Raw genomic sequence first — 14,627 nt, 5'->3', positions numbered from 1 at the left:
ATAATATCATGCACTGTTCTCATTTCACTTTTCTGTTCCCTGCAAGAACCTCTCGGTAATCCACGAGATTCTTCTTAAGAAGCTCCGGAATCTGCAGCTCATACGGGCACTTTGAAAGGCATGCTCCGCAGTTTACGCATTCCTCTATCTTGTTCATTTCTGCCTGCCAGTACTCAGAGAGCCAGCCGTCACTGGGCGCACGGCGAAGCATAAGCGTCATGCGGTTACACTGGTTTATCTGTATACCCACAGTGCAAGGCATGCAGTATCCACAGCCACGGCAAAAGTCGCCCATGAGCTCTTTTCTCTCACTCTCAATAAACTCTCGAATCTCCGCATCCATCTGAGGCGTTTCGTCCATGTAGGAGAGCCATTCGTTAAGCTCGGTCTCTCTCTGAATTCCCCAGATAGGAACAAGTCCGTCAAACTGATTTGCAAAGGCCATTGCAGCCTTCGAATTAGTGATAAGTCCGCCGGCAAGCCCCTTCATGCAGATGAATCCTACGTTATTCTCATTACAAAGATGTATTAAATCTATCTCCTGATCTGTTGCAAGGTAGCTCATCGGATACTGCACAGACTCATACAATCCGGACTCGGCGAGTTCTTTCGCTATTCCGATTTTGTGAGCAGTTCCGCCGATATGCTTTATCTTCCCCTGTTCCTTCGCCTTGATCATGCACTCATACATACCCGTGCCGTCGTCAGGCTTCCAGCACTGATTCATCAGATGGAACTGGTAAATATCAATGTATGAAGTTTTAAGTTTATCAAGTGAGGTCTCAAGATGCTCCCAAAATTCTTCGGGAGTTTTAGAGCCTGTCTTTGTTGCGATGACGATGTCTTCTCTTTTTACATAGCCGTCACCGAAGGCAGCGCCCACCTTCTCTTCACTGTCACTATAGGCTCTTGCGGTATCAAAAAATCGCATGCCTCCGTCATAGGCTTTGCGAAGGAGCTTTACTGCATCTTCAAGCGGTATTCTCTGAATCGGAAGTGCGCCAAAACCATTTTGCGGAACTGTTATGCCGGTGCGGCCGAGTGTTACATTTTTCATAGTCATTCTCCTTCCCCTCATCCGTCAGCTACGCTGACACCTTCCCCCTGTGGGGGGAAGGCTTTAATAATCTCCGTAAGCTACGCTGACACGGTTACATTCTACCATCAAGAAATTTGCCGGTTTCTTTATGGTTGAAATTGGGAATCATCCTGTTAAACAGATCAATAAGATCCGCCCTCTCCCAAGTTCGCCTTTTCTTCATGTCAGCAATTTCATTTACAAAATCATCCAACAAATCAGAATTAAAATCAAGCTCATTTTTGATGATTCCAATGGATTCGAATTTATCCATATCAAGAACTTCGTTATCTGTATAGAATTCCTCGAAGTCCTTCTCACCGGTTGTGTCACTGGTAAAGAAATACACAGGGTACTTGTGCTGCGCTTTGAGTTCACTGACTCTGTCCCTTGCCTCCTGCTCTGTAGCACACTGCACCGGCTCATACCCCAGGTTTGCAAGATATTTCTCCGCAATGCTGCCGAAAGTGATGAGGTTTAATTCTTCACTCAGTTTAGGAAAATAGATATCTCTGTTCTCTCCTGTAAGACAAGACAACAGGCAGAGTTCACCGGATTCCTTCGGAGTCACAAAGTATCTCCTGACGTCACAAGGTGCAGCAATCGGCTGATTTTTCTCTATTCTTCTGTTGAACCCGTACAGCAAACTTCCGTCCGAAAATGCCACGTTTGCAAATCTCGCCATTGAAAGCGGCATATTTTCACTTCTCCTACTTAGGAACATCTCCATGATTCGCTTGGATGCTCCCATCATATTTACGGGATTTGCAGCTTTGTCTGTGGATACACAGAAGTATTTCTTAGCCCCCATATCCTCTGCTATTCTCATGAGTTTTTCCGTATAAAAAATGTTGGTATCTACCATTCGCATAAGAGTAAACGGGTCTTTCTCCGAGCGCACATGCTTAAGCGCAGAGGTGTTGAAAATATAGTCATAACCACCGATGCGTTTCATCTGAGTTTCAATAAAGGCTTCAAAAATCTCGCTTCCGCAGTCTAACGCGAAGGTAGCAAACTCTCCGCTTCCATAGCCCACAGAGGATCTGATATCACGGACAAGTTCAACCATGTTATTTTCACTTATATCAACTACATGCAAAACCTTCGGATCCCTTGCAAAAAGTTCGCGGCAAATAGCAGAGCCTATTGTTCCTGCGCCGCCGACTACCAGGAATCTTGAGGATGAAATTATATCTTTAAGCTCAGCTTCCCTGTTTTGAATATCATTAACAAAAAGCGGTTCTGTTCTTCCAATCAGTTCAAGTATATTGTCCTTCGCCATTTTTCACCTCACCACAGGCTGCATAAAACCTTTGCCACAACTAAAACGAAACTCCTTTGCCTGGGCAAAGGAGCCTCATAAAACTCACTTAATAATATCAACCAGCTCTTCTCGCTTTTCTGTTCATAAGGCGAACCATCTCTTTTTCGAATCCCTCTGTACTCTCACCCCGGAACATAACTTTAACCGTCAGCATGATAAGTCTGATATCAAGACTGAGAGACTGATTTTCAATATAGAGCATATCGAGTCGTAACTTATCGAATGCAGATGTATTGTATTTTCCGAAAATCTGAGCATAGCCTGTTAGTCCGGCTTTAACTTTCATTCGATATTTGAATTCGGGAAGTTCCTTGGTATAGAGCTCTACATGCTCGACTCTTTCAGGCCTTGGTCCGACAAAGCTCATGTCACCCATAAGGATATTAAATACCTGCGGAAGCTCATCCAGCCTGTACTTTCTGATGACAGAGCCAACCTTGGTAATCCTGGGATCAAAGTTAATTGTCGGCTGCAGTCCCTTTGCTTCGGCATCAACTATCATACTTCGGAATTTCAGGATTTCAAATACCTCTCCATCCTTTGTACATCTCTTCTGTTTGAAGAAAACCGGCCCACCGTCCTCAATTTTAATAGCAAGAGCAATGAGAAGCATGACAGGAGAAAATGCTATAGTAAACACTATTCCGAAAAATACATCAAATATTCTCTTCGCATTTAATCTCTTATGATCTTCATAGACGTAATCATACTTCATAAGAGGTGTATCAAGGAGATGTCTTGTAGAACATCCCTGGAGAATAATATCTTCAACTCTTGGTGTAAAGTAGAAATTCTTATGCTCATCTATGCACTTCTGCATATAAACTCGTCTCTGTTCTACCGACAGTCCAAACATTATTACCGTACAGCATTCAGATAGTTTTTCTTCGAAGGAAAGGGGATTTATCGACTCATACTCAACATATCTGAAATCAAACAGATGGCTGTACTTCTTAAGAATTCTCTGTTCAAATCTCTCTGCTTCATCCCTTGAAACCCAGCTTCCGATAAGAAGCAGCGTCTTCTGAGGAGTTACACAGTTCATAAAGTATCTCTTGGCAGCCATGATGATAATTGCCGTCCCGACCACCTGCATAACTACTATGATTGCTCCCGGTATAAAGCTTGTATATCTGTTTCTGATAAGGTTACATTCAACGTAAAGTATCAGATCAGCAATTCCAAAGGAAATAGACTGCGACAGAACCATCTCGGATATCGAGGAAGACGCAATTCTAAACGCATTATACAGGTTGCATAATCCGTTATAGATAAACACATATATAATTACAGAAATAAAACCGCCAAGCACATAGTATGTCTGAAAAGCATTGCGATTGTAGAACGCATACCAAATATATGCGAACAATCCAATGTTCCAAAGCATTACGATGAACTTGGCTGTATGTGTCACCTTTTTGCTTTTCAAGTACTTCCCCTCATCCGTCAGCTTCGCTGACACCTATCACAAACGGAAAGGCTTTAATTCATACCATCCGATCGCAAGTAATAATTATTCTGTCCAAAAAATTAATTCATTTTAAGAAATGCAAATGTTCCGGCTCTGTTAACCGTGCAGATCACATGTCCTTCGCGTACTTCGTCAACCTGCACTTCCTGCCAGTTGCCCTTGGAGCACATCTGGAATACTCTATAGATATCGCCGTCGTGGGCACCGTAAACCTTGAAATCAACCTGTGCTGTACTGAAGCGAACACCGGGTGCGTAGGTCTCAACCACGTTCTTAACCGATCCACCGATCTGTGCTGCAAGGATCTTTGCGGAATCAACCTTGGCAGATGTGGTCTCTCTCATAACGAAAGTTGCTCTGGTCTTAACTCCGCAGATAACGAGCTTTCCACCCTGTCCTACAGGGATCGGGCAATCAAGTCCCGGGGCTTTAAGAACTGTATTTACAAAAGGCTCTGATGCCGGTGAATAACCGCTTCCAACTGTGTTATTCTTAACAACCACCTTCGGTTTTGATGCTTTGCCGTTTTTAACCGTAACCTTTACTTCTACGTTGGTCTTTTTATTTGCAAGCTCAATAACTTTATTGTAAAGGTTCTGCACCTGCGCTTTGAGGTCAGCGATTTCTCTCTCAAGATATTCACCATGTGCTTTTGCTTCCTGATATCTGCCTTCTGCCAGACCGCGCTGGTAAGCTTCTTCGGCTCTGGGTGATCGGATAACAGTAGCCCCTGCCATAATCGGGGTTGACATAATCATTGCTCCCGCCAACAATAAAGCCATTATCTTTTTCATAACAGTTCCCCTTTCTACGCCTTTCAGCGTATGATACTCATAAGATAACCTAAATTAATATTATCAAAAATACGACTAATATACTACTTAAAAAACTATAAACTCTGCATGAACACTAGCTTTATTTTTACTTAATTACGATTAATCCGATGGAAGCTCAGGTGTCTGCGTATCACCTATATCCGGTATCTCATCATTCCTGTCAATAGTGCCGTTTTGATCATCTATAAGACATCCTACAACCACCCACTGTTTATCCGGATGCTCGGGATCCACTGTAACCAAACTAACAAGGAAATTATCAGGTGTTGCCCCCTGTTCCCATTCGCTTCGAATGTTAGTTGCCGAGGTCCAATCCTTTTTCATATCATCGAGGTACTGCTGACAGCCCTCTGCTTCCGTGAAATCATATTGATGCATCACATCATTATTATCTCTCGCGTAGGCTGTCCAGACTTCGTATGTCAGTATGTTATCCGCGATGGCAATCATGAATGTCTCGTGGCTGTTAAAAAAGTCTTCATCTGCGAAATTCCAGAGCTCCGAGAACATGTCTCCGTCCTTCGTGGTGGATCCGTATATCACGGTGTTAAAATCGCACATGTCATTCATATTGAACGACTCAATATAAATTCCGCCCTTTTCACTCTCCTTGGTTCCGGTGATATCATGAGTCTTGTAATAGGTATCATCACCATCTAGATTCTGGGCGATCGGATAATCGATATTCGTATCAGGTACGACAAGCCACCCGAAAATATCAGGATTCTGATCTATAAGTTCCTGAGATTTCTTTGTCTTTTCCTCTTCGGTTACTGTCTGATTACCGCATGACGCAAGAACTGCCGCCACACTCATACCAATCAGAAATAGCCCCCCTTTTTCAAGTAATTTATAAACTGTCCATTCTTTATATCGGTTCATTGTTTATAATCCTTTACCCCTGCACATCGATTTTTTCATAAAAAGTATCAAGAAACATTTCGTATTTAGCATCCTCGTCCGGATAGAACTCTTCGAACTCATCTCCAAGTCTCGTTTCACCTTTAAGAAGCATCAGACTGTCAGCATCAAACTTATATCCGGAAACAGTGGATGCTATATAGGACAGCTGATCAGCCGAAACATCTGTTACCATTTGCTTGCTTATTTCTTTGTAAATATCCACTGCGAGCGTAGGCTGACTCTCCGCCCTATCAATAACCTGTGAAATAAATGCAGTCAGATATATTTTTTGTCTCTCAAGTCTTCTGTCTGCTGATCCTATCTGAGCCATATTTCTTCCACGCAAAAAAGCAAAAGCGGCTTCACCGTCAAGATGAACGGTTTCTCCCGCTTTAAAGTTGTAATCACCGCTCTCGAAATCAGCTGTGGGCGTCACATCCACACCTCCGACAGCATCATTTATCGTAGTGATTGCACTCATATTGATAGCCGCATAACCATGTATGGGCAGTTTGTAAAACAGATCGCTCACAGCTCTCTTCTGGAGCTCACAGGAACCTTCAACGCCATCTCCGAAGCCGTGCTGAAGCGCAATCTGTGCCTTTATCGTATTTACAAAATTGCCATATTCATCGTACATTTCAATATCCGTCATGGTATTTCTGTTAATACCGATGACCTTGGTCGTTTTATCATGAGGATTGAAAACAATAAGAAAAAGTGCATCTGCCTGACCGCCGTTTATCTCGCCGTACACAGGGCTGACCTCCTCGTCCTTCTTGTCAATTCCCATCACAAGAAATGTCATTATATCATCGTTATAATCGTATATTTCGCCGTTATGCTTTACCCAGTCGTCCTCCCATTTCATGGCACTCTCTGCCTGGGTCAGCACCTCAGTGCTCTTAGTTACAGGCGCACTTACAGCATTTTTTGAAAAAAGGCCGGACTTACCAATGACCCTTGTAGCCTGAAAAGCTCCAAGGCCCACCAAAATCAGTGTGACCACTATACACCATATAAGCAGGAATTTATTTAATCCATTTTTTCTTCTTTCATGCCTACTCATAACTAATTACCTACGGTTTCTGATTCTCCCGTTCCAAATCCCTCTGTGTTAAATCCGTCTGTTACTACACCCTCCGGATAAGCGTTGTAGCTCTGGTCGCTTGAAAACAGCACATTGCCGTTACTTTTAATACTGTCGATATTTGCCGGAAAAACTCTGGACTGTTTAGTCACATTACCGGACTTATCACTCACAGCATAGTAAACAACAGCAGTTTCCTGCTCTTCGTTCAGAATTGTCTTCTCAACAACTATCCTGTCTGTGATGTCCCCGTCAATAGCATCATAAGCTACCACTCCGTTAAGAAGATCTGCTTCCTTCGTATTTTCATCGTAAGTGAGCTCATATGAGGAGAACCTCATCTCAGGCTGAATTCTATCAGTCATGTTGTAAAACCAGACTATGAAAACAGCCATCACTATACTTCCTATTGTGAAAAAGAATGCAAGTATATTACTTTTCACTTATAGTTCCTCAATCCTTTCTGACTACGCCTTCAATGTAATCAAGTTCATCAAGATTGCCCTTAGCCGCTGCACTTGAAGGTGCAGGTCTCTCCGACTTTACCTGCGGCTGCATGATTCTTCCCGGTTTTCCTCCGGTCATACTGCCATCACTGTATGAATCATTTTTTCCGTAATATTTCCCGTAATACTTGCCATAATATCTGCCGTAATATCTACCATAATGACCGTAAACGCCGCCGGTCATATCAACCTTATTGAGCACTGCACCTATAACCTTTGCACCCGCTTTATCAAGCTGACTTTTTACCTTCTGAGCAAAGCGGTAGCTTATGGCATTATCCTCAATGACCATTATTGTGCCGTCACACTGCTTCGCGATAACGGCTGCATCAATAACACTTCCAAGAGGAGGAGTGTCGATTATTATATAGTCGAAAACATTCTTCATGTTATCAAGAATCTTGCTGAAAATCTGACCTCCAAGAAGCTCACTGGGATTGGGCGGAATAGGTCCAGAAAAAATAACATAAAGGTTCGGAGTATCGGTCTCGCATATAACATTGGAGAGCTTCTCGCGGCCCACAAGACAATGCGTAAGACCAAGTCTTACGGAGCCTGTCTTATAGCGGCCTACCATTACGGATTTTCTCATGTCCGCATCCACAAGAACCGTCTTCTTTCCTGCCTCCGCAAAAGCTCTCGCAAGTGCCATGGATACACTGGATTTGCCCTCGCCGGGTGTGCAGCTGGTCACCGAAACTGCGCGCACATCCTGCCCACTGAACTCAACATTACTTCGAAGAGTTTTATAGGCTTCCTTTATCTGGTAGTTATTTTCGGATTCGCTGAAATGTAATGTGGTTTGTTGCATATTGCCCCTCATCCGGCGCTGCGCGCCACCTTCCCCCCCCGAGGGGAAGGCATAAATAAATTTCTACATACCACCTTTTCCAGAAAGGTAGCTATTACGTCTTACTTGATTTTGATTTTCTCTTTTTCTTATTTTTCTGCTCATCGGATATCGCAGGTATCATGGCAAGGGTGCTGAGTCCCAGGTATGCCTCTACGTCATCACTTGATTTTATAGTGTCATCCATAAGGTAATTGAGAATGATAACTGCGGATACCACAACAACAGCTGCAACGCCGCCGATCATAGTCCACCTCTTTGCACTGGGGCTGTACTTTTCAGTCGGCATGTTTGCAAGCTCTGCTATGTTAATGGCATCGATATCCATAACGTTCTGAATGTGTTTTGAAGCAACCTCACGCACGCAGTTGGCTTCCTTCATCGCCATCATAGGATCGGAGTCCCTGACAGTGATTGCTACAATACGCGTATCATCAGGAGTGCTGATGGATACGAGATTGCTCAGCTCGTCGTAATCCATGTCGAGTCTGAGTGTCTGAATAACCTCTTCAAGCACATAGCGACTTTTTATCAGCTGTGCATAATCCTGCGTCAGCTGCGTGGATATCTGCACGTCCGAATAGGTTACGGTCGCGCCTTCTTCCTTGTTCAATATGTATATTTTTGTAGTTGAGGAATACAATGGAGTCAGTACGAATTTACTGACAAATAGACAAAGGAGCGCAAAGAACACTCCCGCACTCAGGATGAGCCATGCTCTTCCAAGTAAGACTGCGAACAATTCCCCCAGATTAATTTCAATTACATCATCTTTTCCCATACGCCCCTCATTCGTCCGGTCACAGAATCAAGTAAATAATCCTTCCCCAAAAATCGGTTAAAGGATCAAATTTGTTTGTCAGATAACTTCATTTCTTAGCACTTTCATGGCATTATCATGAAAAATCTTAAGCGCATAATCTTCGCCGAGCTTCCCCTCCACATAATCCCGACAATCCAGGAGGTGCGGCGCCCGCGAACCATTGTCATGTGCATCGGTTGCAACAAAATGAACCATCTGTTGTTTTAATAACTCTCTGGTAAAATGCCTTATTCCAAGGCCATATTTTCCCATTACGCTATTAGCATTAACCTGTATATATATTCCCATATCTAACAGTTCATCCACATACTTCACATGCTTAGCCATATCCGCATAGCGTTCAACATGCGCAAGAATCGGCATGTATCCTGCTGACTGAACTGCGTACAGGGCATTATGTATAGTCTTATACATATCCGTTGGATGAAACTCTATAAGTACATAATCCGACTGGGCAAGAGTTGATGCTCTTCCACTCTCGAGCTCCCTAAGAGTCTGATCACTGTAGTATATCTCATTTCCGGGAAAAAGCTGAACGTTAATACCTGCCTGATGTGCTCTCTCCATAAGCTCACCCGTATATATCGGAAGATGTTCCGGGCTTACATTGTGATGCATCGGCTTATGATGCGGAGTCAGTATCATGCCCTTAGTGCCCTCTGAATAAGCGGTTTTCAGCATTGCAAGACTGGTCTCCATATCAGGAGATCCATCATCCACACCGGGCAATATATGACAATGAATATCAATTGAAGGTACCACGAAAAATAGCTCCCCAACCTACTATAACTTGTACTTATACACTATATATTATACTTCATGTGGTTTTGTATCGCAATAAAATAAGATAAACAAAGGCCCCGGATGAGAGCGCTCTCATCCGGGGCAGAAAGGGATACTTAAATTAGCTTTAAATTACTAATTAGTAGCAATATCAAATTATTGATTATTTAACCTTAATCTTGAAGGTCACTTCTGTTGTTGCTTCCTTGTGTGTATCGTCGCCGGCTGCCTTAACTTCAACCTTAACCTTATAAGTGCCCTTCTTAAGACCCTTCTTAACAGTTACCTTACCTGTCTCACTGTCGATCTTGATCTTCTTGTTGCCGCTTACCTTAGTATAGGTTACATCACCCTTTGCCTTGCTGACTTTAACCAGTTTGGAAATCTTTATCTTCTGAGTCTTTTTGCTAACCTTAGAAGCCTTGATGGCTACTGTCTTACCCTTAACTGTAAGAGTATTCTCTTCCTTCTCCTTAACACTTTCTGCAGGAGTAGTAGCTGTAGCAGTCTTTGCTTCTTCCTTTGTTTCTACTGAAGATGCTTTCTCCTCTGCGGGCTTTGTCTTCTCTTCAGTCTTCTCCTCAGTTTTTGCTTCAGGTTCCTCTGAAGGTGTTTCTGCGGGTGTCTCTGCAGGCTCCTCTACAGCAGGCTCCTGTGTAGTGGGCTCTTCTGTAGCAGGCTCTTCTACAGGATCAACTGCCTCACCTGTAAGAACGATAGTTCCGAATACCTCTGTTGAAGACCAGCCGTTACCTGTGTTATCTGCCCAGCTGAGTGTTCCGCTTCTCTTTCCTGATGCGTTAGCATCGTTGATCTGAAGTTCAAGGCCAACCTGAGCACCTGTATTAGGTGTGATGTCTGTCCACTTGAATGCTGCTTCGATCTGATAGCCACCCTCTGTAAGAACTGCCGCAGACTTTACATTATCCTCAATACACTTTGTGCCGTTGAAGCTGTGCTCGTTCAGATAGTTAATTCTGTACTGCTTATCATCATCCTGATAGGAACTTGTCTTTGCATTGTTCTCGTCGATGAATACTTCAAGTGAATCCTGCTGGTACTCATCAGATGAATCCTTGTTTAAAACTGCGTCCTTAACATCTGCAAGAACATAGAGGTACTTAGAATCCCAAAGGAGCTTAGCTGATGCCTCTACCTCTGAACCAAGGTTAATTGTAAGCGGAACTGCTTTAACATCATTCCATGCATCATCAACCTTACCGTCAACTACTACGCTGCCGCTTGCAACTGCAAGAAGAGGCTTAACTACTGTTACTGCGAAATACTTGGTATCGAGCTTATTCAGATCGCTGGGATTCGGAAGTTCATCAAGTGCCTTAACCAGAGTTGTATCACCAAATACAACTGCATTGCATTTATCTGATGCAACAAAATCCATCTTTACTTTATTTGTTTCAAGTGCTTCCTGATCAACCTCAAGATTTACTACTGCCTCATAACCTGTATCTGTTACTTTTGCCTCTTCTCTTGTAACATTTACAAATTTAAGTTCTCCTGTTCCGTCATCTGCAAGAACCATGAAGCCATCTGTTTCATTCACTGTTGAGTCGTTTACGGTTACCTTTACAGTGATTCCGTTCTCATCCCAAACAGGAATAAATGTAGCATCGAAATCGTCGCCTGTAACCTTGTAAGATTCTCCTACTGAGAAGTCATCATTTACTTTCTGCACAAGAGTAATGCTTCTGATCTCGGGCTCAAGCTCACCTGCTTCGGCAAGAGCATAGAACGCATTCTTTGCATGGTAGTTATCATCGAACAGAAGAGGATACTGTCTTGAGCTTCCGTTTGATCCGCCACCGTTGTTGTTTGCTGTCTGGAGCCATGAATGCTTATCTGTGATTCCCCAGATAGTCATACCTGTGAAGTTCACGCCTTCATTTCTAAGTCTTCTGATTGTGTCATAAACTGCTTTGTATCTCTCAGCGAGCTTCTCGTCCGTTGCACTTGCAGCTCCCTTGAAGTCAAGCTCGGTAACCTGAACCTGATCAACGAGTTCTGCATATCTTCTTGCAGCAATCTTGAACTGCTCCATTGTAGGAGAGTTAGCTGCAACCTGATAATGAGCCTGCATGCCCATACCGTCGATTCTTGCGCCGGGTGTAGCCTTAACATTTTCGATAAGCTTGCAGATACCTTCCATCTTGTTAGTAACTGTCTCGTTGTAGTCGTTGTAGAAGAGGTCAACATCTGCAGGCATATATTTGTTTGCATATACGAATGCATTGTTGATGAACTCGGGTGACTCATATACTCTCCACCATGTCGAGTTCTCGCTTGCATTTCTGTATGTACCTGTTCCGTCACTGACTGCCTCATTAACAACATCCCAGCCATAGAACATTCCTGCATATTTGCTGCCCTCACCTGTGAAGTGCTCAGCAACTTCTCTGATGTATACCTCGAGACGCTTGTTCATAACCTCAGGTGTTACATAAGGCTTTGAAGTATCATAATCCTCACGGAAGAAGAAATCCGGTGTCTGTGAGTGCCATACAAGAACGTGGCCTCTGATCTTGATCGGTTTCTCGGGATGCTGTTCATTCCAGTCAACAAAGAAGTCGAGACGGCTCTCAGGTAATGAGAAATCAAGTACCGGGAATGCGATCTCCTCGCCATCAAGAACTTTTGTTGTGATCTCTGCATTTGCCTTAAGCATTGACTCAGGCTTAAGCTCGTTACCAAGTGTTACGCCATTGAAATGCTTTGTTGCAAGCTCCATATCAAGAGGATCACGGAACTCATCATAACTTGCTGCTGTACCGATGATGAAATCATCACCCATAAGAGCTGTTACGGGATCGCGAAGATCCACGATATCCTGCTCAACTTCCTTCTTGGGACGAAGTGCTTCAGGTGTGTTATCAACTGTAAGTTCTATCTTTTTCACTGTAACATCAAACGGGAATGCCTCATCCTGGTTATTCATAGCCATGATAGCAATTCTGCATGCATCTCCTGTTGAAGAAGGACGATAAGTATATGTGCTCTGTCCACTCTGTCCGTAAACCTGAGTTACCTCAGTATCCTGCTCATCATATAACTTAAAGCAAAGAATATTTGTTGCTTCAGTGAAATAGAACTTTATTTCCTTGATATCATCTATTGCATAGGTCTTGCCAATGGACATCCAATATTCATCCCACTGTTCAGCGTATGAAAGAGTTTGTCCCTCAACATCCTCGCCTGTATTCTTATTGCTGAACTTAAGATCATCACCTTCGAAAACGATTGTCTCTTCGTATTCATTCTTCTCGGAAGATGATGCATCCTTTTTATTTACCTTGATGCTTGTGACGGTCACGCTGTAAGGATAGTTACCCTCAGCCATGGACATGATACCAACATATCTTACAGTACCATCAAAGTCAGGGGTATATGAATACTCGCTACTGCCGTTTGCGTTATAGTCCTGGAATTTCTCGCCGGCTTCTGACAGTTCGGAGTATAGCTTGATGCAAAGGTTGTCACCCTGATCCTTAACTTTAACCGAGATCTTATCTACCTGATCTGTAGGGATATCCTCTCCCAGATCATAAACGAACTCCTCATACTGAGCATTGAATGTAAGTGTTCCCTGTGCTGAGATGCTCTGATCCCATCTGCCCATAAATACCGGAGCTTCAGTATTTTCCTCTGATCCTGCAGCATTCTTACGCTCAACAGATATGTCTGTAACTGTGACGCTCAAAGGATACACGTCGGCATTATCGTTACTCATAACAGCAACGTATCTTACTGCTCCGTCATAGTTTGGAGTAAAGGAATACTCATCCTTTCCGCTGCAGTTGTATTCATGGAAATCTTCTTCTTGCTGACTAAGTGAAGCATAAAACTTAATGCAAAGGTTTCCACCCTGATCTTTTACCTTTACAGAAATCTTCTCAATCTCATCTGTAGGAATCTCTTCTCCGAGATCATAAACATACTCCTGATATATCTCTGAGAATGTAAGTTTTCCTTTTACAACATCATTCGGATTCCATCTGCCTCTGAATTCAAGTCCTTCAGTTTCAGCTTCCTCCTCGGCAACTGCAGGTGCGGCCTCTTCGGCTACTTCCTTAGTCTCCTCTGCTGTTCCAACAGTTTCGCTCTCATTAGCCTTGGTTTCTTCAGCCTTGGGTTCTTCAGCCTTGGGTTCTTCAGCCTTGGGTTCTTCAGCCTTGGGTTCTTCAACCTTGGGTTCTTCCACTTTTTCCTCAGCTGCCTCTTCCTTCTTCTCTTCGGGAGCTTCAGCTTTGGTTTCTTCTTTGGTTTCTACCGCTTCCTCTTTTACTTCCTCTTTTGTTTCAGACTCAGCTTTCTCTGCTGTCTCCTGCTCAGATCCAGTAGTCTCTTCCGCCTGTACTACTGCTTCTTCTGTAGCCGCATTAACCGGTAGCGTACTTACATTGACAGATGATACAGCGAGGACTGCTGCCATCAAAACAGATGACATACCCCAATACCTTTTGTGCATACCTTACACATCCTCCTTTAAATTTTTGTCGACGTTGTGCAATCCCCCTATATTACACAGCAAGTTGATTAATTATAAGGGGAAATATTGCCCAAACGCTTACCAGAAAGTGCGCTTGCCTTTATCACATTTTGTCAATAAATTCGCAATATATGAAAAGAGGATGCCAATATTTGACATCCTCTTGCTCAATACGTAATAAACCTCGAATTCATGCGGTTTTTTATATATAAAATTTCAGGCAAACTTATTGGAATCCGGATTATAAACATATCCAATCCCATTAAGTTTTGCTACAATCCCATCCAGCTCATCTTTTCCTATATCAAGCCCTTCCGCAAGTGCGTCGAGACTGCTGTAATTGTCCCTGAGCTGGGTGTTTATGTAACTAAGTAGCATTATTGGATCTTTCGGTATCATGCGGCCCCCTCATCCGGCGCTTCGCGCCACCTGTCTTCGCTCCGCTTCGGTCCGCGCTAAACC

Annotated in this window: 12 protein-coding genes; all 12 read right to left on the bottom strand. The window is 43.3% G+C overall.

The features are described from left to right. Positions 1 to 19: 19 nt before the first annotated feature. The 12 genes from BMW61_RS03175 to BMW61_RS03120 all read right to left on the bottom strand — a co-directional run bounded on the left by BMW61_RS03175 (position 20) and on the right by BMW61_RS03120 (position 14,564). On the bottom strand, positions 20 to 1,057 hold the full coding sequence (locus BMW61_RS03175; RefSeq protein ID WP_091819755.1) for an aldo/keto reductase: 1,038 nt from the start codon (positions 1,055 to 1,057) through the stop codon (positions 20 to 22). Positions 1,058 to 1,151: 94 nt separating this feature from the next. After that, positions 1,152 to 2,360 (bottom strand): UDP-N-acetylglucosamine 4,6-dehydratase, encoded by a 1,209-nt coding sequence (locus BMW61_RS03170; protein WP_091819754.1) that lies wholly within the window; start codon positions 2,358 to 2,360, stop codon positions 1,152 to 1,154. Positions 2,361 to 2,457: 97 nt separating this feature from the next. Continuing rightward, complete coding sequence (locus tag BMW61_RS03165; RefSeq protein WP_242876602.1) at positions 2,458 to 3,831, bottom strand: sugar transferase; 1,374 nt, start codon at positions 3,829 to 3,831, stop codon at positions 2,458 to 2,460. A 101-nt stretch (positions 3,832 to 3,932) separates the two neighbouring features. Continuing rightward, positions 3,933 to 4,667 carry a hypothetical protein gene (locus tag BMW61_RS03160; RefSeq protein WP_091819752.1) on the bottom strand — a complete coding sequence of 245 codons (735 nt, stop codon included), beginning with the start codon at positions 4,665 to 4,667 and terminating at the stop codon, positions 3,933 to 3,935. 141 nt (positions 4,668 to 4,808) lie between these two features. Further along, positions 4,809 to 5,591, bottom strand: coding sequence for a class B sortase (locus tag BMW61_RS03155; protein ID WP_091819751.1), 783 nt, complete (start codon positions 5,589 to 5,591; stop codon positions 4,809 to 4,811). Positions 5,592 to 5,604: 13 nt separating this feature from the next. Further along, positions 5,605 to 6,681 (bottom strand): LCP family protein, encoded by a 1,077-nt coding sequence (locus tag BMW61_RS03150; RefSeq protein WP_091819749.1) that lies wholly within the window; start codon positions 6,679 to 6,681, stop codon positions 5,605 to 5,607. A 2-nt stretch (positions 6,682 to 6,683) separates the two neighbouring features. Beyond that, on the bottom strand, positions 6,684 to 7,145 hold the full coding sequence (locus BMW61_RS03145; RefSeq protein ID WP_139176184.1) for a DUF5011 domain-containing protein: 462 nt from the start codon (positions 7,143 to 7,145) through the stop codon (positions 6,684 to 6,686). A gap of 10 nt (positions 7,146 to 7,155) precedes the next feature. Then, on the bottom strand, positions 7,156 to 8,019 hold the full coding sequence (locus BMW61_RS03140; RefSeq protein WP_022760873.1) for a polysaccharide biosynthesis tyrosine autokinase: 864 nt from the start codon (positions 8,017 to 8,019) through the stop codon (positions 7,156 to 7,158). Between the two features lie 94 nt (positions 8,020 to 8,113). Then, the gene (locus BMW61_RS03135) at positions 8,114 to 8,839 is read right to left on the bottom strand and encodes a YveK family protein (protein ID WP_091819748.1); all 726 of its coding nucleotides are present in this window, start codon (positions 8,837 to 8,839) and stop codon (positions 8,114 to 8,116) included. Between the two features lie 78 nt (positions 8,840 to 8,917). Next, positions 8,918 to 9,643 carry a CpsB/CapC family capsule biosynthesis tyrosine phosphatase gene (locus BMW61_RS03130; protein ID WP_022760871.1) on the bottom strand — a complete coding sequence of 242 codons (726 nt, stop codon included), beginning with the start codon at positions 9,641 to 9,643 and terminating at the stop codon, positions 8,918 to 8,920. 184 nt (positions 9,644 to 9,827) lie between these two features. After that, positions 9,828 to 14,144: an endo-1,4-beta-xylanase gene (locus BMW61_RS03125; RefSeq protein WP_091819746.1), complete on the bottom strand. Its 4,317-nt coding sequence runs from the start codon at positions 14,142 to 14,144 to the stop codon at positions 9,828 to 9,830. A gap of 237 nt (positions 14,145 to 14,381) precedes the next feature. Beyond that, a complete protein-coding gene (locus BMW61_RS03120; RefSeq protein WP_022760869.1) occupies positions 14,382 to 14,564 on the bottom strand; it encodes a DUF4250 domain-containing protein in 183 nt (60 codons plus the stop codon). Positions 14,565 to 14,627 lie beyond the last annotated feature (63 nt).

The sequence above is a fragment of the Butyrivibrio sp. ob235 genome, assembly GCF_900109475.1.
GTDB lineage: Bacteria > Bacillota > Clostridia > Lachnospirales > Lachnospiraceae > Butyrivibrio.
Note: the sequence above shows the minus strand (reverse complement) of the source record. Positions and strands in the feature narration are given on the sequence as shown.